Source organism: Ruegeria sp. HKCCSP351, from assembly GCF_017872535.1.
In the GTDB taxonomy this organism is placed as follows: Bacteria; Pseudomonadota; Alphaproteobacteria; order Rhodobacterales; family Rhodobacteraceae; genus Ruegeria.
In genome coordinates this window covers 1-15,705 of sequence record NZ_JAEDOV010000005.1, presented here as the reverse complement: position 1 = coordinate 15,705, position 15,705 = coordinate 1, and the positions used below count along the sequence as shown (strand labels likewise).

Annotated in this window: 16 protein-coding genes; 8 read left to right on the top strand and 8 right to left on the bottom strand. The window is 59.3% G+C overall.

All coding sequences use genetic code 11. The features are described from left to right. Window positions 1-4: 4 nt before the first annotated feature. Window positions 5-415, bottom strand: coding sequence for a nuclear transport factor 2 family protein (locus tag I9182_RS11455; RefSeq protein WP_209598327.1), 411 nt, complete (start codon window positions 413-415; stop codon window positions 5-7). 92 nt (window positions 416-507) lie between these two features. On the opposite strand from I9182_RS11455, the gene I9182_RS11450 reads away from it, so the two are divergent. Continuing rightward, window positions 508-1,155, top strand: coding sequence for an RluA family pseudouridine synthase (locus tag I9182_RS11450; protein WP_209598326.1), 648 nt, complete (start codon window positions 508-510; stop codon window positions 1,153-1,155). Between the two features lie 2 nt (window positions 1,156-1,157). Here the strand turns inward: I9182_RS11450 and I9182_RS11445 are convergent, their stop codons facing one another. Beyond that, window positions 1,158-1,349: a hypothetical protein gene (locus I9182_RS11445; protein WP_209598325.1), complete on the bottom strand. Its 192-nt coding sequence runs from the start codon at window positions 1,347-1,349 to the stop codon at window positions 1,158-1,160. 104 nt (window positions 1,350-1,453) lie between these two features. Here I9182_RS11445 and I9182_RS11440 point away from each other — a divergent pair, with 104 nt between their 5' ends. From I9182_RS11440 to I9182_RS11425, 4 genes are all read left to right on the top strand, one after another. Continuing rightward, complete coding sequence (locus I9182_RS11440; RefSeq protein ID WP_209598324.1) at window positions 1,454-2,146, top strand: YafY family protein; 693 nt, start codon at window positions 1,454-1,456, stop codon at window positions 2,144-2,146. Window positions 2,147-2,271: 125 nt separating this feature from the next. Beyond that, complete coding sequence (locus I9182_RS11435) at window positions 2,272-2,943, top strand: OmpA family protein (RefSeq protein WP_209505259.1); 672 nt, start codon at window positions 2,272-2,274, stop codon at window positions 2,941-2,943. Between the two features lie 122 nt (window positions 2,944-3,065). Beyond that, window positions 3,066-3,608, top strand: coding sequence for an NAD(P)H-dependent oxidoreductase (locus I9182_RS11430; protein WP_209504947.1), 543 nt, complete (start codon window positions 3,066-3,068; stop codon window positions 3,606-3,608). A gap of 15 nt (window positions 3,609-3,623) precedes the next feature. After that, window positions 3,624-4,415 (top strand): acyl dehydratase, encoded by a 792-nt coding sequence (locus I9182_RS11425; protein WP_209598323.1) that lies wholly within the window; start codon window positions 3,624-3,626, stop codon window positions 4,413-4,415. Here the strand turns inward: I9182_RS11425 and I9182_RS11420 are convergent. Further along, complete coding sequence (locus I9182_RS11420; RefSeq protein ID WP_209598322.1) at window positions 4,407-5,441, bottom strand: FAD-dependent oxidoreductase; 1,035 nt, start codon at window positions 5,439-5,441, stop codon at window positions 4,407-4,409. The two genes, I9182_RS11425 and I9182_RS11420, sit on opposite strands and share 9 nt — an antisense overlap. Window positions 5,442-5,496: 55 nt before the next feature. Between I9182_RS11420 and mnmD the strand changes: the two genes are divergently transcribed. Next, window positions 5,497-6,162 (top strand): tRNA (5-methylaminomethyl-2-thiouridine)(34)-methyltransferase MnmD, encoded by a 666-nt coding sequence (mnmD, locus tag I9182_RS11415; RefSeq protein WP_209598321.1) that lies wholly within the window; start codon window positions 5,497-5,499, stop codon window positions 6,160-6,162. After that, entirely contained in the window at window positions 6,159-7,028 is an 870-nt protein-coding gene (locus tag I9182_RS11410) for a DMT family transporter (protein ID WP_209504943.1), read from the top strand. The genes mnmD and I9182_RS11410 overlap by 4 nt, the downstream gene beginning before the upstream one ends. Here I9182_RS11410 and I9182_RS11405 read toward each other — a convergent pair. After that, the gene (locus tag I9182_RS11405) at window positions 7,002-8,975 is read right to left on the bottom strand and encodes a lytic transglycosylase domain-containing protein (RefSeq protein WP_209598320.1); all 1,974 of its coding nucleotides are present in this window, start codon (window positions 8,973-8,975) and stop codon (window positions 7,002-7,004) included. The genes I9182_RS11410 and I9182_RS11405 overlap by 27 nt on opposite strands. 133 nt (window positions 8,976-9,108) lie before the next feature. Between I9182_RS11405 and dapA the strand changes: the two genes are divergently transcribed. Continuing rightward, window positions 9,109-9,981, top strand: a complete 873-nt coding sequence (gene dapA, locus I9182_RS11400; RefSeq protein ID WP_209504941.1) for a 4-hydroxy-tetrahydrodipicolinate synthase — start codon at window positions 9,109-9,111, stop codon at window positions 9,979-9,981. A gap of 133 nt (window positions 9,982-10,114) precedes the next feature. Here the strand turns inward: dapA and I9182_RS11395 are convergent, their stop codons facing one another. The 4 genes from I9182_RS11395 to pta all read right to left on the bottom strand — a co-directional run. Beyond that, window positions 10,115-10,987 (bottom strand): DmsC/YnfH family molybdoenzyme membrane anchor subunit, encoded by an 873-nt coding sequence (locus I9182_RS11395; RefSeq protein ID WP_209504940.1) that lies wholly within the window; start codon window positions 10,985-10,987, stop codon window positions 10,115-10,117. Beyond that, window positions 10,987-11,736, bottom strand: coding sequence for a 4Fe-4S dicluster domain-containing protein (locus tag I9182_RS11390; protein ID WP_209598319.1), 750 nt, complete (start codon window positions 11,734-11,736; stop codon window positions 10,987-10,989). The genes I9182_RS11395 and I9182_RS11390 overlap by 1 nt, the downstream gene beginning before the upstream one ends. Before the next feature lie 109 nt (window positions 11,737-11,845). Beyond that, entirely contained in the window at window positions 11,846-14,665 is a 2,820-nt protein-coding gene (locus tag I9182_RS11385) for a molybdopterin oxidoreductase family protein (protein WP_209598318.1), read from the bottom strand. A gap of 90 nt (window positions 14,666-14,755) precedes the next feature. Further along, a partial coding sequence (pta, locus tag I9182_RS11380; protein ID WP_209598317.1) for a phosphate acetyltransferase occupies window positions 14,756-15,705 on the bottom strand: 950 nt, incomplete at its 5' end.

Below are 15,705 nucleotides of genomic sequence, written 5' to 3'. Positions count from 1 at the left end.
CAAGTCACGTCAGGGCGTTTTTGAATTCCAGAAAACGAGCGTCAGTCATCACGCGCGCCATCATCGCCTCGCGCAAAGCGCCGACGGTTTTGTAGGGGCGCATGGCCACTTCGAAGGTTTGGATCAAACCTTCATCGTTCAGTGTAATGAGGTCAACGCCAATGCCGTCCAGATCTCCAATCTTGCATTGAAACTCCAGCGCCCAATCGTTGCCGGCGCCCATGACCCGGCGATACCGGAAGTCGGAAAAGACCTGCCCGACATGGCCAAGAACGGCAGCCACAGGTGCGCGCCGGGTCCAGGTGCTGTAATAGGTTGGTGGCAGGAACTGCACGTCTTCGGCCAACAGATCGTGGATCAGTGCCTCATCGCCCTTGGCGACAACCTCTTGCAGTCGTTCAATTGTCGGGTGCATGTCCTGTCCTCCTGCGCAGAAGTTCACCGAACATGGCCGGGCGCGCAAGGACGACGTTGCGGGAAGGTGCGCGCTGAGATAGGCAGGCCAGCATGAGCGAAACCTATGCCCCCCCGCAAACCGCGCTGGACGTGCTGCACGAAGATGCGCAGCTGATTGTGGTGAACAAACCGCCGGGTCTGCTTTCCGTGCCGGGGCGGGGCGAGCATCTGGCTGATTGCCTTCTGACACGCGTGCAGGCGGCTTTCCCTCAGGCGCTGCTTGTGCATCGACTGGACCGGGACACATCAGGTGTCATGGTATTTGCCCAAACGCCCCATGCACAACGGCATCTAAGTATGCAGTTCGAGAAGCGGCAGACCCGGAAAACCTATATTGCCCGTGTCTGGGGGCGGATGGAGCCAAAGACCGGCACCGTTGACCTGCCGTTGATCGTGGACTGGCCCAACCGACCCAGACAAATGGTGTGTCATGATACGGGTAAACCTGCGGTCACCGATTGGCGCGTTGTGAAACATGAGGGTGAAACCTCTCGCCTACGTTTGTTTCCCAAAACCGGGCGGTCTCATCAGTTGCGCGTTCATATGCAGGCATTGGGTCACCCGATTCTGGGCGATCCGTTCTATGCAACAGGTGCGGCAAGGGAATTTCCCAGATTGATGCTGCATTCCGAAGAACTGCGCCTGAAGCATCCCGAGGGCGGGCACTCGATGAAGTTTCGCGCCCAGCCCGATTTCTGACCTCAGACAATTCCGGCCCACAACATCTTCAGGTTGCCCAGCGAAATACGTCTTGTTCGTTTCGTTGAAACCGGCTGGCGGCAATGGCGCTCCTGCGCGAGCTCACGTTCAATCTCGAAGGCACGCAGTGTGTGATCCTGTGACCATTGGCCAAGTTTCAATGTCATCATTATGTGGTTGTCGAGGTGCGGCATTTCTTGGCTCCTTGTGTGATATCCACCCATTGTCGCCCTTCACTGCTGACAGCATGGTGTCAGTGGGGTGTGCTAGGGTGTCAGCAGAGTGTCAGGAGAATGCGATGCGCCGTTCGACCCGTTTGTTCGAAATCATCCAGATTCTGCGGGCCGCAAGTGCGCCGGTCACGGCAGAAGCACTGGCCACCCGGCTGGAGGTGTCCATCCGCACTGTCTATCGTGACATTGCCGAATTGCAGGCCCAGCGAACACCCATCGAAGGTGAGGCCGGTGTCGGTTACATGATGCGGCGCGGTTACGATTTGCCGCCGCTGAATTTCGACGCGGAAGAGGTTGAAGCCCTGTGGGTTGGCCTTTCTCTTCTGGCGCGCACCGGCGACAGCCACCTGCAGCGGGCCGCCAGTCGGATCTGTCAGAAGATCGATGCTCTGCATAGCCCGACCGATTGGTTGCAGGTTTCACCCTGGGGGGCTCCGGCGGATGATCCCGACAAGGGGTGTGTTTCTGTTTCGCATTATCGCGAAGCTATTCGGGCAGAACGGAAAATCCGTATCACCTATATAGACGGCGAAGGCGAACAAACCATCCGCGTGGTGCGCCCTCTGGCGCTGATCTATCATGTCGAATGCACGTTGCTGGCAGGGTGGTGCGAGATGCGAAACGGCTTTCGCCATTTCAGAACCGATCGCATCTGGTCCAGTGAATACACTGACGAAGGATTTCTGGGGCAGGGTAAATCTTTGCGCGATCTCTGGCAGGAGCAACAGCACGCGGGCACCTTTGCGGAACCGGTATGAGTGGCCTTTGGCGGGTATTCGCCTATTTCACCGCATTGTTGCTTGAGCCTGTGAGCAAGCGCAGTGATATACTGGGTGAAATGGATCAAGCCCGAAGAACGGGTACCGGAGCAGAAGGTGATATCATGACGATTTCAAAGTTTTTCCTGGCGACAGGCTTGTGTTCAATCATGGCCGTGACGGCCTGTACCGATCCGGGCACCCTGACCGTGCAGAACGACCCCAATAAAAATACCAAGCAGGGTGCGGTTCTGGGGGGGCTTATCGGTGCGGGTGTCGGCGCGATCGCCAATAATTCGAACCCGGGTCTTGGGGCGCTGGCTGGTGCTGCCATTGGTGCCACAGGTGGCGGTCTGATCGGCAACCAGTTGGACAAGCAGGCTGCGGAATTGCGCCAACAACTGGCGAATGACGGGATTACAATCGTCAATGCGGGTGACCGGCTGATCGTGACTGTTCCGAATGACATTACGTTTGACACGGACAGCTCGACCGTGCGTCCGGCGCTGCGGGCGGATCTGGTGAAAGTGGGCCAGAACCTTGTTAACTATCCCAACTCGAACGTTCAGATCATCGGTCATACCGACAGCGATGGTGACGCGTCTTATAATCAGGGATTGTCCGAGCGTCGCGCAAACGCGGTCGCGGATATCCTGCAAGCCAATGGTGTCAGCTACAGCCGTATCAGAACCTACGGTCAGGGTGAGAACAACCCGGTCGCGTCCAACCTGACGCCACAAGGGAAAGCGCAAAACCGTCGGGTTGAGATTGTCGTAGTCCCCAGCGGAAACGCGTGATCCTGAAACGCAGGACCGGTCTGGCCCGGCCCTTGTTGCGCAATGACTGTGCGTCAATGGGGGTTTGGTCAGGGTCAATCTCGGTTTAACTATTGGGAAACACTGAAACGGAGTTGTCCCTGATGTCTCAACCGACCCTGCTTGGCCTGTCCGGCTCCCTGCGCAAGGACGCGACGAACCGCAAGCTGCTGCGCGAAGCTGCCCGGTTGTTCGACCCTGTCAGCTATGCCGAAGCAGACCTGAACCTGCCGCTGTATGATGGCGATCTGGAGGATGCCGAAGGGATACCGGCATCTGTTCAGATGCTGGCCGACCAGATCGGGCAGGCGGATGCCGTGATCATCTCGACGCCCGAGTACAACAAAGGGCCTTCGGGTGTTCTGAAAAACGCACTGGACTGGGTCAGCCGGACGAAAGGCAATCCATGGGCGAGCAAGCCGGTTGCTGTAATGTCGGCCGCGGGTGGCCGCGCGGGTGGGGAAAGGGCACAGATGATCCTGCGCGCCTGCATGGTGCCCTTTCAGCCCCGTATCTTGCAGGGTCCGGAAATTCACCTTGCTGACAGCTCGAATGAGTTCGACGATCAGGGTAGGTTGTTGTCCGAGCGATACGAAAACTCGCTGCACATGCTGATGCAGAAACTCAGGGCCGAGGCCGGTTTCTAAGCTTGGACTGCCCATATGTTGGAACAGCGTCAAAGCGATATTCTTGACCCGGCCCGTGCCGCGTCGTTTCAGGTTGCGTTGGGCTCTGAGCCAACTATTTCCAAAGGCTCAACTCTGCCGCCATTCTTCCATCAGCTCTATTTCTGGGCGCCGCAACCACCTGCCGCGCTGGGGCGGGATGGGCATCCCAAGGTGGGTGGCCTGATCCCGGATATGGGATTGCCCCGCAGAATGTGGGCCGGTGGGCAATTGGAATTTCATGCACCGCTGATCGCGGGTGTCCCTGCTGACAGGACATCGGTTCTTGAAAACCAAAGCGCAAAAGCGGGGCGGTCCGGCCCGTTGGGTTTTGTCACGTTGCGGCACGAGATACGGCAAGGCGACCAACTTTGTCTGACCGAGTGGCAGGATCTTGTTTATCGTGAAGACCCCGCACCGGGTGTGATGACTCCGGCGCCGCCCCAATCGCGCACGGATGAAACGGATATCCGCGCGGTCGAGTTTAATTCCACCCTGCTGTTTCGCTATTCGGCGCTGACCTTCAACGGCCATCGCATTCACTACGATCTGGACTATGCGCGTGATGTGGAAGGATATGCAGGGCTGGTTGTGCACGGGCCACTTCTGGCGCAGCTTCTGATGCTGTTTGCAGTTGATCTTGGCGGACCACTCAAATCGTTTTCTTTCCGTGCGACCTCACCGTTGATGCATTTCGAGACTGCACAGCTGTGCCGGAACGGTCAGGACATGTGGGTGCGCGGCCCGGACGGGCGGCAATGCATGAAGGCTGTGGCCCTATTACAGTGAGACTTCGGGGCGGAAGTCATCGGGGATCGAATCCCGGTCCTCCAGCATCAGATCGGCCATAACCTCGGCAACTTTCGGAGCCATGCCAAAGCCGATCTTGAAGCCGCCATTGGCGATGAACTGGCCCTGGTGCAATGGATGCAGGCCCAACATCGGGGCGCGGCTTTTGCTGCGGGGGCGCACCCCGGCCCAACGTTCGATCACCTCGGCCCCGTGCAAAAGCGGCAGCGCGCGCGTGGCGCGGTCAATGACATCGTTCAAAGCACTGTCTGTGCTGGTCGGGTCGTCGTAGTCCCGTTCGGACGTTGATCCGATTGCAAGCGTCCCGTCCGCATGCGGCACGATATGGACCGCATCCGCGAATAGCTGTGGCATCTCTCCTGCATCAAAGCGCAACAGGGCGGCCTGACCTTTGACACCGTTTCCGACGGTCTTTCCGTAGGCGTCGTTCAGTTCCAGTAATCCTGCAAGGCCCGTGGCGTGGACAACTTGCCCCCTGTCGTCTGCGTTTGCGACAACGTGAACACCCATGACCTCAAGGGCTGCAACCAGCGCGGCGCAGGCCCGTCGGGGATGCATGCGCGCCGTCAGCGTATCGCGGATGACAAAACCGGTGGGGCTGGGCGGGCACCACGATCCGGCCTGCGATGTGCTGATCACCCGCCATTCTGCCTGCCCCTGCCAAAGCTGATCGGCGGAACCTTCGCGTTGCCGGGCCAGATCCAGGCTTCGGGTATCAGGAATGGGTTGAAGACGGCCCAGCCGCCCGTAGCCGGGAGAAACGCCGCCGGTACCCTCGACCTGCTGCCAAAAGGGTTCGGCCATGATCAGGCTGTCGAATTGAAAAGCTTTCTTGGCATTCCAGTTTTCGGGCACATGCGGGGCCAAGGCCCCCACCAGACCGCCACTGGACCCGGAACCAGGTCCAAAAGGATCGACGACCTGTACCTTCGCGCCCCGCCGGGCGCAGGCCCAGGCGATGGACAGGCCGAAAATTCCCGCCCCGCGAACCGTCACATCGACCATTGCCAATTCCCTTTTCCTTGTTCAGTGTCGCGCCGCTTAGCTACAGGATTCCCCGATGGCAGACCAGCATGCCGAATTGACGTGGACCGAGGATCAGGTACCGGTCTCGGACCGTTTCGACGATCCCTATTACTCGTTGCAGAACGGGCAGGAAGAGACGCGCCATGTGTTTCTGGCAGGCAATGGTCTGCCAGAACGCTTTGCGCCGGGGTTTCATATTGCCGAGTTGGGCTTTGGTACCGGTCTGAACCTGCTGACGGTTTGGTCCGAATGGGAGAGATCCGGCCAAACAGGGCCGCTTCGGTTCACCAGTTTCGAAGCCTTTCCCATGGCCACGGATGATATGCGTCGCGCGCTTGGGGCCTTCCCCGAGTTGCACCCGTGGAGCAGCCGGTTTTTGGCCCATTGGACAGGTCGCGCCTGCAATCTTGAAACCCTTCAATGCGAAGTGATCATCGGCGATGCGCGCAACAGCCTGCCGCAATGGGCAGGCATGGCCAACGCCTGGTTCCTCGACGGGTTCTCTCCGGCCAAGAACCCTGAATTGTGGGGGACAGAGTTGATGCAGCAAGTGGCGGCGCACACCGCCACCGATGGCACGGCAGCCACATATACGGCCGCCGGGTTTGTTCGACGCGGGCTTCAGGATGCCGGTTTCACCGTCACCCGTACATCCGGCTATGGCCGCAAGCGGCACATGACGCGGGCACTCAAGGCATGACGCAGAAAAACAATGCAGGTGCGGGTATCGCGCTGATGGTGGGCGCGACGATTGTCTTTGCCTTGCAGGACGGCATCTCACGCCATTTGGCCGGAACCTATAACACCTACATGGTGGTGATGATCCGCTATTGGTTCTTCGCGGCCTTTGTCATTGCACTGGCGGCGCGATCCTCAGGCGGGTTAAGGGCAGCCATGCAGACGAACCAGATGGGGTTGCAAATATTGCGGGGCCTGCTGCTGGCCACCGAGATCTGCGTCGCCGTGTTCGGTTTCACAGTGCTCGGTTTGATCGACAGTATGGCCGTTTTCATATGCTATCCCCTGCTTGTCGCCGCGCTGAGCGGTCCGGTTCTGGGCGAACAGGTCGGATGGCGGCGCTGGGTTGCGATCGGTGTCGGTTGCATTGGTGTTCTGATCATTCTGCAGCCGGGCGTTGGTGTTTTTGATCCTTGGGCCGTCATACCGCTGATCTCGGCATTTCTGTTTGCGATCTACGGCCTGCTGACGCGCTATGTCGCGCGTCAGGACAGCACGGCCACCAGCTTTTTCTGGACCGGGGTCGTTGGCGCCGTCGCCATGACCCTGTTTGGGATGTGGTTCTGGGAGCCAATGGCCCGCAGCGACTGGCTTTGGATGGCGTTGCTGTGCGTCAGCGGGGCAACCGGGCATTGGCTGCTGATCAAGTGTTATGAGATGGCCGAAGCCAGCGCCGTCCAACCTTTCGCCTATTTCCACCTGGTCTGGAGCGCGATTCTGGGGATTTCGATCTTTGGTGAAAAACTGCGCCCCGAAGTTGTCGCGGGCGCAGCGATTGTTGTGGCCGCAGGGCTGTTTACCTTATGGCGCGAACGCCGCCAGCGATGATCCGATCAGTTCCTGCGAAAACGGAACCGGCAGGGCGGGCTGCCCCAGACGGGCGCGGTAGACCGGCAGGCTTTCGGTCACGCGCATCACATAATTGCGCGTCTCATTGAACGGAATGGTCTCGATCCAGTCTACGATATCCACCTCGCCGGTGCGCGGATCACCATAGCGCTCCATCCACGAGATCGGGCGCTTTGGACCGGCATTGTATCCGGCTGCCATCATGACGACATTCCCGTTGAACTCGGTCGCAAGGCCCGAAAGATAGTTGGCGCCAAGCTTGGCATTGTATTGCCAGTCCGACGTCAACCGACCGGTCTGGTGGCCGCTGAGTATCCCCAGTTCTCCGGCCACCAGCTTGGCTGTTGCAGGCATCACTTGCATCAGGCCGCGCGCACCCGCGCCGCTGACGACAACCGGATCAAATTCGCTTTCGCGCCGTGCGATAGCCAGCGTCATTTCCTTGGCCATTGGCAGACGCATGTCGGCTACAGGATGAACCGGGTAATAGGCCGCAGGCAAAACTGTGCCCGTGGTCGCTGCCCGCTTGGCGATCATGACGGCCAGATGCGGCTGTTTCAGCTCGATCGCAAGGTCGCCCAACTGATTGGCCTGCACAGGGTCAAGACCTTCGACAAGATGCGTCAGGAACCTCTCGGACAAGTTGTCTTCTCCGGCCTTCAGCAACAGCAGCCCGGCTTCCAGAACGCTGGAATCGGCGAAATCTGCCTGACGCCAATGCGGGGCGCGACGCGGATTGGCCAGTTCCTTGTCAAATGGCCGTCCGATCCGTTCCGCCGCCAGAAGACCATAAAAAGAGGTCTGATGATCCGCGCCCATCGCATAGGCCTCATAGGCTTTGTCTGCGTCCCCAAGCTCGGCGTAAGCCCGCCCCAGCCAATAGCCGCCGCGCCCTTTCGAGATCGGCGATTGCACGGCATTCGAAAAATTCTGGAAGTGTCGCACGGCTGTGGCAGGGTCATTCAGCTTGCGCAGGGCCAGAAACCCGGCCAGCCACTCCAGATCCGCATAGGAATATCCCATTTCCGGGGTCATATGGTGCTTGGCGGCCACGTCATAAGCACGCGCTGCCCGCCCCGATCGCATCTCGAGCCGGGCCAGACGGCGGCGTCCCTCGGCCCATTTGTCAGGCTCGCCCAGGGCCTCCGGTCCGGTTGAACGTGCCAGCATCAGGTCGACGGCGCTGTCATCCAGTTCTTTCTTGTCGCGCCAGACAAAACGGTCGAATGCCAGCCCCGGCGCATCTGCCAGCGACTTTGGCACCGCCGCCACCTTGCCGTCTACGCCCGACTGGCGTTTCTGCAACGCAATTCGCGCTTCGGCCAGCTTGCGCTCATCGGTGGTGACCAGGGGCAGCATCTGTTCAGCACTGACCAAATGGCCATCCCACAGCATCCGGTCCAGCCGCGCGGCATGGTGCGGCTTCAGCAGTTTGGCAAAATTCTCCAGATAGTCCTTTTGCAACCCCGACCCCATCGGCATGGTACGCCAGGCTGTCACGATATCGGCTTCCGCCTCGCCAATGCGCCCTTTGGCCTTTAGGGCCACCGCATAGTTCAGCGCGCCTTCAGCAGTCTGAGGGGGTAAGCCAGCGTAAAACTTCAGAACCCTGTCCGGATCGGCCCCGGTAAAGACCGGCTCACTCTTGCGGCGCAGCCAATCCAGACCGGGCCAGTCCGCGCGGCGTTCGAGAAACACCAGCACATCGCCCGAGCTGCCAAACCCCTCACGCAACCAGTGCCAGACGATGACATCGCGCGAGACCGAGCCGCGCTGGCCCGATACGCGCAGCGCCGCGTTCCAGTCGCCCTTGCGCATTTCATAAAGCCCAGCGCGCAAATCACCGGCCGCGTCCGCGCGTGCGGCTTGCGGTGTCGCCGCTGCGTATAGAATCACACCAGTCAACAGTGCCAGAAAGCGTGTCATCCCTTGCATTTCCCAACCAACCGAGGATAGAGCCTGTGAGGATAAACCCTGCGCCGCCGGGATCAACTCACAAAGCTGGAAACGTGAGAGGCCGCGGCGTAAAAACTGCAAAATGCACCTTAAGGAGCGTGTCATGTTCAAAGGCTCGATGCCAGCCCTCGTCACTCCGTTCAACAACGGCGAGTTGGACCTGAAGACGCTTAAACATCTGGTCGAATGGCAGATCTCCGAAGGCTCGACCGGGTTGGTGCCTGTTGGAACCACCGGCGAAAGCCCGACGCTCAGCCATGACGAACACGAAACGGTCATCGAAGAAGTGGTCAAAACGGCTGCTGGCCGTGTGCCGGTTATTGCCGGTGCCGGGTCGAACAACACGGTCGAAGCCGTCCGGTTCGTTCAGTTCGCCGAAAAAGTTGGTGCCGATGCGGCGCTGGTTGTCACACCTTACTACAACAAGCCGACTCAACGCGGCTTGATCGCGCATTTCCAAGCCCTGCACGAGGCTGCGGATATTCCGATCATCATCTACAACATTCCCGGGCGATCGGTCATCGACATGACCCCTGCCACTATGGGCGAACTGGCCCGGTTGCCGCGTATTGTCGGGGTCAAGGATGCGACGGGCGATCTGGCGCGTGTCAGCCAGCAGCGTGCGATCTGTGGCAAGGACTTCTGCCAACTGTCCGGTGAAGATGCCACTGCACTGGGTTTCAACGCCCATGGCGGTGTAGGATGCATTTCAGTCACCGCAAACGTGGCTCCCAGGCTCTGTGCTGAATTCCAGCAGGCCATGCTGGCCGGAAATTATGCAAAAGCGTTGGAGTATCAGGACAAACTGATGCCGCTGCATGAGGCGATCTTCATCGAGCCGGGCCTTGTGGGTGCCAAATATGCACTCAGCAAACTGGGCCTTTGCAGCACCGAAGTGCGCTCGCCTCTGACAGAGTTGGAAGACAGCACAAAGGCCGCGATTGATGCAGCAATGGCACACGCGGGCCTCATCTGACCCGGTCTTCAGAAACAGGAAAAGGCGGCCTCGAATACTGAGCGCCGCCTTTTTCATTTTCAGGATCCAGGCTTCATCTGGCCAAAAATATCCCGGGGGAGCCGCGGCTTGCCGCGGCGGGGGCAGAGCCCCCTCAACGCTTACCGTAATAAAGCCCAACGACATGTTCAGCCTGCGCAAAGAACAGCCAGCGCGAGGTCGCGACACCTGCCAGATGCGATGCCACTGCCAGCAGGGCCAGGAAATGATTGAATGGCAGGACCAGCAACAGAACCGGCAGGACAAAGGCCAATACAAACGAGATCACCCGTAGCTTTTCGGCATGTTTGCGCCCGACCACATGAACAAACTCACGCAGCAGATAGTTGGTACCGGTATGCGGTGGCTCGAACGCTCTGACTGTGCCCCGGTTACCCAAACCTGTCGCCGTGCCCAGATCCGTTCCGGATGCCTCCAGCGCTTTGTCGCCTTTCTTCCAATACAGGATTTGAACAAAAGCGGCGATCAGCAGAAGCGGAATAGCAACACGTGTCTGGCCAGCCAGCAACGCACCACCCGCCAGGCTGAAGCTCAGAAACATGGCAGGGGTCAGGTTCATATTCCAGCGCGGGATGGTCTTGAGTTGCGTGTAGATCATCGAAGTCGTGAACACGGTCGCCAGTGACATCAACGCTCCGATCCAACCCAGTAGACTCCAATGCCGATCCAGAAACACTACGCCAATCGCATAAAGTCCCATGACGACCAGGGCGAGCACGGCACACCAGCCCTCACGGCTAAGCCAGCTGGTTTTCCATTGGGTAAAAGCCTTCCAGGCCCGTTCCGGGTGGCCGAGGTGGAAGGTCGAGGCCATCAACCCTCCGACGGCCAGACCGTAAGCAATGGCGAAGAACACAAAGGCCACCCAACCCGAGACAGCCGGAAACCCCAGGCCAAGAAAGAACAGCAGTCCAAATCCCAGACCGGACAGGGTGGTGAACAGAATGACGGAGGGTGCGGGATGCATCAGAGTTTCTCCAACGTCTTGTCGAGCCAGCCAAGGAACCCTTTGGGTTCTTCAGCGACAGGTGCCAACAGGGGGGCCAGGATGTCGATCTGGTCTTCCACCGTGTCTTTCGGGCGCGGCGGCAGATATTTATTGACGGGTTTGGTGCCCATTTCGGGCATCAGGTCCATTCCGCCGCGTTCCGCAACAAGCTTGCTGACGTCGCTGTACGGATCACCCAGATCGCCAAAGTGCCGCGCGCCCGCCGGGCAGGTTCTGACACAAGAGGGGATCCGGTCCACCTCGGGCAGGTTCTCGTTATAGATCCGGTCGACGCAGAGGGTGCATTTCTTCATCACCCCCTCGGCCTTATCCAGTTCACGCGCGCCATAGGGGCAGGACCAGGCACACAGGCCGCACCCGATGCAGTCGCTTTCATTGACCAGCACGATGCCATCCTCGGTTCGCTTGTAGCTGGCCCCGGTCGGGCAGACGGTGACGCAGGGCGCGTCTTCGCAATGCAGGCAGGATTTCGGGAAATGGATCAGTTGCGCGTGCCCTTCCGCCGGTTGCACCTCGTAGGAATGCACGCGGTTCAGGAAAGTGCCCGACGGGTTGGCACCATAGGCGTCCTGATCGGACAGTGGCGCGCCATAATTTTCCGTGTTCCAGCCCTTGCAGGAAATCACGCAGGCATGGCATCCAACGCAGGTGTCCAGGTCGATCACCAGACCCATCTTGCGCTCGGTTGAGTTCGGTAGCTGGGTCATGTCAGGATACCTGTGCTGTTGAGGACGGGTGAGGGGGCCAGCCCTCTCTTGAGCCTGCGGCTCAATTCACCCCCGGGATATTTGTGGCCAGATGAAGCGCGGATCCGGGTCATTTGCCCACCTTCCAAGCCAGATTGTCGGGGCCAGTTCCGACCGGTGATTTGATCGGGTCAAAATGAGGTTGGCTTTGGGCATCGGCGGGCGCGTCGGCCTTTTCGATTTTCACCTTCAGGTCAAACCATGCGGCCTGACCAGTTATGGGGTCCGAATTGGCCCAGCGTAGCCCGTCGCCTTTTGGCGGCAGCAGTTCGTGGATCAGGTGGTTCAGTAGGAAACCCTTTGTGGCCTCCGGCGCGTCTTCTTGCAGCGCCCAGGCACCTTTGCGTTTGCCGATGGCGTTCCATGTCCAGACGGTGTTGTCGTTCAGCGCGGCCATTTCCATCACAGGGACGGTGATCTCACCATGAGGGGATGTGATTTTGGCCCAATCTCCGTCGCTCAGCCCATGCTTGCGCATCAGCCTGGTCGGAACATAGAGCGGGTTTCGCCCGTGCAACTGCCGCAGCCAGGCGTTTTGCGTGCCCCAGCTGTGATACATCGCCATCGGGCGCTGAGTCAGCGCGTTGACAGTGAAGCCGTCGTTGCCCTGCTGGTCGGTTTCGTACCAGATCGGAAGCGGGTCCATCGTGTCTTTGATCCGCTGGCGCAGATGATCAGGCGGCTGTCGGTCGCCATGGCCTTCGGCTGCCAGCTGAAACTTGCGCATCGGTTCGGAGTAGAGTTGGAATAGGTATGGCTGCGGGCTGTCATAGAGCCCAATGCCCACGGCCCAGTCCTGATAGGCAGCATTCCATGGTTTGTAGTAATCCGCGCCTTGCGGGATATGCGCCACGTAGAAGCCACCGTTTTCGATATATCGGTTCAATTGATCCGGGTTGACCTCTCCGCGTCCTTCCTTGTTGGCATTTTCACCGCGGAATCCGGCCAGCGGGCCAATACCCGGCTTGCGTTCGTGATTGACGATATAGTCGGCGTAATCGACCCATTTTGCGCTGCCGTCTTCATGGGTGAAACCCGGAAGCTTCATGCGGTTAGCGAGATCGATCAATACTGACTGAAACCCGCGCACGTCGCGGTCCGGTTCGATCACAGGCCAGCGAATTGCGTCAGCGGCCGCATCCGCCTCGCAAATCGGGCGATCCAGCAGCGAGATACAGTCGTGGCGTTCGAGGTAAGTAGTATCCGGCAGGATGAGGTCCGCGTAAGCCACCATCTCGGAAGAATAGGCGTCTGAATAGATGATGCGCGGGATAATGTAATCGCCGTTTTCATCCTTGTCCGTCAGCATCTCGATGACACCCTTGGTGTTCATGGTCGAGTTCCACGACATATTGGCCATGTACATGAACAGCGTATCGATCTTGTACGGGTCGCCCGCATGTGCGTTCGAGATCACCATATGCATCAGCCCGTGGCTGGACATCGGGTTTTCCCAGGTGAACGCCTTGTCGATCCGTGCGGGGCTGCCATCTTCCTTCAGCGCTAGGTGTTCCGGACCGCGGACGAACCCCAGATGCGGGCCATCCAAGGGCGAGTTGGGCGTCACCTTGCAATGCGGTGTCGGGTGCGCCTCGACCGGTTTGGGGTAGGGGGGCTTGAAGCGGAAGCCGCCGGGAACCTCGACCGTGCCCAGGATGATTTGCAGCACGTGCAGCGCGCGGCAGGTCTGGAAACCATTGGCATGAGCCGAAACGCCGCGCATCGAGTGCATCGCAACAGGGCGACCGATCATCTTTGTGTGTTTCTCGCCCCGGAAATCGATCCATTCGTGATCCAGCTCGAATGCCTCGTCAAAGGCGACGCGCGCCAGTTCCGTGGCAATCGCGCGAATGCGCTTGGCGGGAATGCCGCATTTTTCGGCAACCGCTTCGGGCGCGTGCTCCTCGGACAGGTATTTTTCCGCCATCAAGTGAAATACAGGGCGATGAACGACACCGTCGTTTTCGTAGACCGCCGACAAATCCGGGCGAACGCCAGGCGTATCGAAAGCCGTCAGCTTGCCTGTATTCCGGTCGATGACCAGAGGCTTTCCGTCATCGTCGCGCAGGAACAGGCCTCTTCCGGCGCCTTCGGACGCGTTCACCAAAACCGGGGCATTGGTATAGCGGCTGAGATAGTCGAGATCGATCTTTCCGGCTTTCATCAGCACATGGATCAACGACAGGATGAACAGCCCGTCAGTTCCCGGTGTGATGCCGACCCAATCATCAGCGACGGCGTTGTATCCGCTGCGGATAGGGTTGACGCCGATAACACGTGCACCGCGCGCTTTGATCTTGCCAATACCCATTTTGATCGGGTTGGAGTCGTGGTCTTCGGCCACGCCAAACAACATGAACAGCTTGGTGTGGTCCCAATCAGGCTGGCCGAATTCCCAGAATGCGCCGCCCATCGTATAAATGCCGCCCGCAGCCATATTGACCGAACAAAAGCCGCCATGCGCCGCATAGTTGCAGGTTCCGAAATTTTGAGCCCAGAAGCTGGTGAAGCTCTGGCTTTGGTCCCGTCCGGTGAAAAAGGCCAGCTTTTCCGGGTTGTCTTTACGGATCGGCTCCAGCCAGCTGACAGCCAGTTCCAGCGCTTCGTCCCAGCTGATCTCTTCAAATTCACCCGAGCCACGCGGGCCGACCCGTTTCAGTGGCTTGCGCAGGCGCGAGGGGGCGTTGACCTGCATGATCCCGGCGGACCCCTTGGCACACAGGACACCCTTGTTCACCGGGTGGTCGCGATTGCCTTCGATATAAGCAACCTTGCCGTCTTTCATGTGGACGTTGATGCCGCATCGGCAGGCGCACATGTAGCAGGTGGTCCTGCGGATTTCGTCCGAGACTTTCGGTGACGTATCAAGGATCGGCTGCTGATGGGTCATTTGCGGGTCCAGTTGGTTATGTCAGGAGGATTTTGTCAGTTTCCTCGGTACTTTAGAACATCGTTCCGGGAACGGTGCGAAAATTAAGTGTTACAGTCCAGTTGTCTGTAGCGCGGTCACGGCGATCATCTGGGTCACATCCTCGGCGCTGCATCCGCGGGACAGGTCGTTGGCGGGTTTGGCCAGCCCCTGCAAGACCGGACCAATGGCGGTGTAGCCCCCCAGTCTTTGGGTGATTTTGTAGCCGATATTTCCAGCATCAAGGTTGGGAAAGATCATCACGTTGGCCTGCCCGGCGACAGACGAACCCGGTGATTTACGCTCACCAACCGAAGGTACAAAGGCGGCGTCGAATTGCAGTTCACCGTCGACGTTCAGATCTGGCGCGGCCTGGCGCAGTGCCTCAGTGGCCTCGATCACTTTGTCCACGTCGGGATGCTTGGCACTGCCCTTGGTGGAAAAGCTGAGCATCGCGACCTTTGGATCGACCTGCAGCAGCGTCCGGGCCGATGTGGCGGACGCGATGGCGATCTTGCTCAGCTCGCCCGCGGTCGGATTGATGACCAGCCCGCAATCGGAATACAGCATCGCCCGCGCCCCGGGCTGAGCGTTTTCCGGCGGGTACATCAGGAAAAAGGACGACACCATTCCTGCATCGGGGGCCATGCCAATCACCTGGATGGCTGCGCGGACAATATCGCCGGTCGTGTGAACGGCCCCTCCTACAGTGCCGGTGGCGCGTCCGCTGCGCACCAGCATGGCGGCATAGACGGGGGGTGTTTCAACGGCAGCACGGGCCTTGGCCCGATCGACGCCTTTATGCTGGCGAAGTTCGAAAAAGGTCTGGGCAAATTCTTCGGTCAGGTCCGAAGTCTTGGGGTCATGGATCTCAATGCCCTGAGAGGCCGCAGCCCCCTGATCGTTCAGGGCTGCTTCGACCTCGGCGTGCGGGCCAACCAGAATGATATCGGCCAGATTGGCCCTCTGCGCGTTGAGGGCCCCTTTTGTGATGCGGGGGTCGTTGCCTTCGCTGAGGGCGA

What these genes read in the sequence shown, in the direction of transcription:
- I9182_RS11455 (WP_209598327.1), bottom strand. Translation starts at nt 415, where the DNA reads ATGCACCCGACAATTGAACGACTGCAAGAGGTTGTCGCCAAGGGCGAT.
- I9182_RS11450 (WP_209598326.1), top strand. Translation starts at nt 508, where the DNA reads ATGAGCGAAACCTATGCCCCCCCGCAAACCGCGCTGGACGTGCTGCAC.
- I9182_RS11445 (WP_209598325.1), bottom strand. Translation starts at nt 1,349, where the DNA reads ATGCCGCACCTCGACAACCACATAATGATGACATTGAAACTTGGCCAA.
- I9182_RS11440 (WP_209598324.1), top strand. Translation starts at nt 1,454, where the DNA reads ATGCGCCGTTCGACCCGTTTGTTCGAAATCATCCAGATTCTGCGGGCC.
- I9182_RS11435 (WP_209505259.1), top strand. Translation starts at nt 2,272, where the DNA reads ATGACGATTTCAAAGTTTTTCCTGGCGACAGGCTTGTGTTCAATCATG.
- I9182_RS11430 (WP_209504947.1), top strand. Translation starts at nt 3,066, where the DNA reads ATGTCTCAACCGACCCTGCTTGGCCTGTCCGGCTCCCTGCGCAAGGAC.
- I9182_RS11425 (WP_209598323.1), top strand. Translation starts at nt 3,624, where the DNA reads ATGTTGGAACAGCGTCAAAGCGATATTCTTGACCCGGCCCGTGCCGCG.
- I9182_RS11420 (WP_209598322.1), bottom strand. Translation starts at nt 5,441, where the DNA reads ATGGTCGATGTGACGGTTCGCGGGGCGGGAATTTTCGGCCTGTCCATC.
- mnmD (WP_209598321.1), top strand. Translation starts at nt 5,497, where the DNA reads ATGGCAGACCAGCATGCCGAATTGACGTGGACCGAGGATCAGGTACCG.
- I9182_RS11410 (WP_209504943.1), top strand. Translation starts at nt 6,159, where the DNA reads ATGACGCAGAAAAACAATGCAGGTGCGGGTATCGCGCTGATGGTGGGC.
- I9182_RS11405 (WP_209598320.1), bottom strand. Translation starts at nt 8,975, where the DNA reads ATGACACGCTTTCTGGCACTGTTGACTGGTGTGATTCTATACGCAGCG.
- dapA (WP_209504941.1), top strand. Translation starts at nt 9,109, where the DNA reads ATGTTCAAAGGCTCGATGCCAGCCCTCGTCACTCCGTTCAACAACGGC.
- I9182_RS11395 (WP_209504940.1), bottom strand. Translation starts at nt 10,987, where the DNA reads ATGCATCCCGCACCCTCCGTCATTCTGTTCACCACCCTGTCCGGTCTG.
- I9182_RS11390 (WP_209598319.1), bottom strand. Translation starts at nt 11,736, where the DNA reads ATGACCCAGCTACCGAACTCAACCGAGCGCAAGATGGGTCTGGTGATC.
- I9182_RS11385 (WP_209598318.1), bottom strand. Translation starts at nt 14,665, where the DNA reads ATGACCCATCAGCAGCCGATCCTTGATACGTCACCGAAAGTCTCGGAC.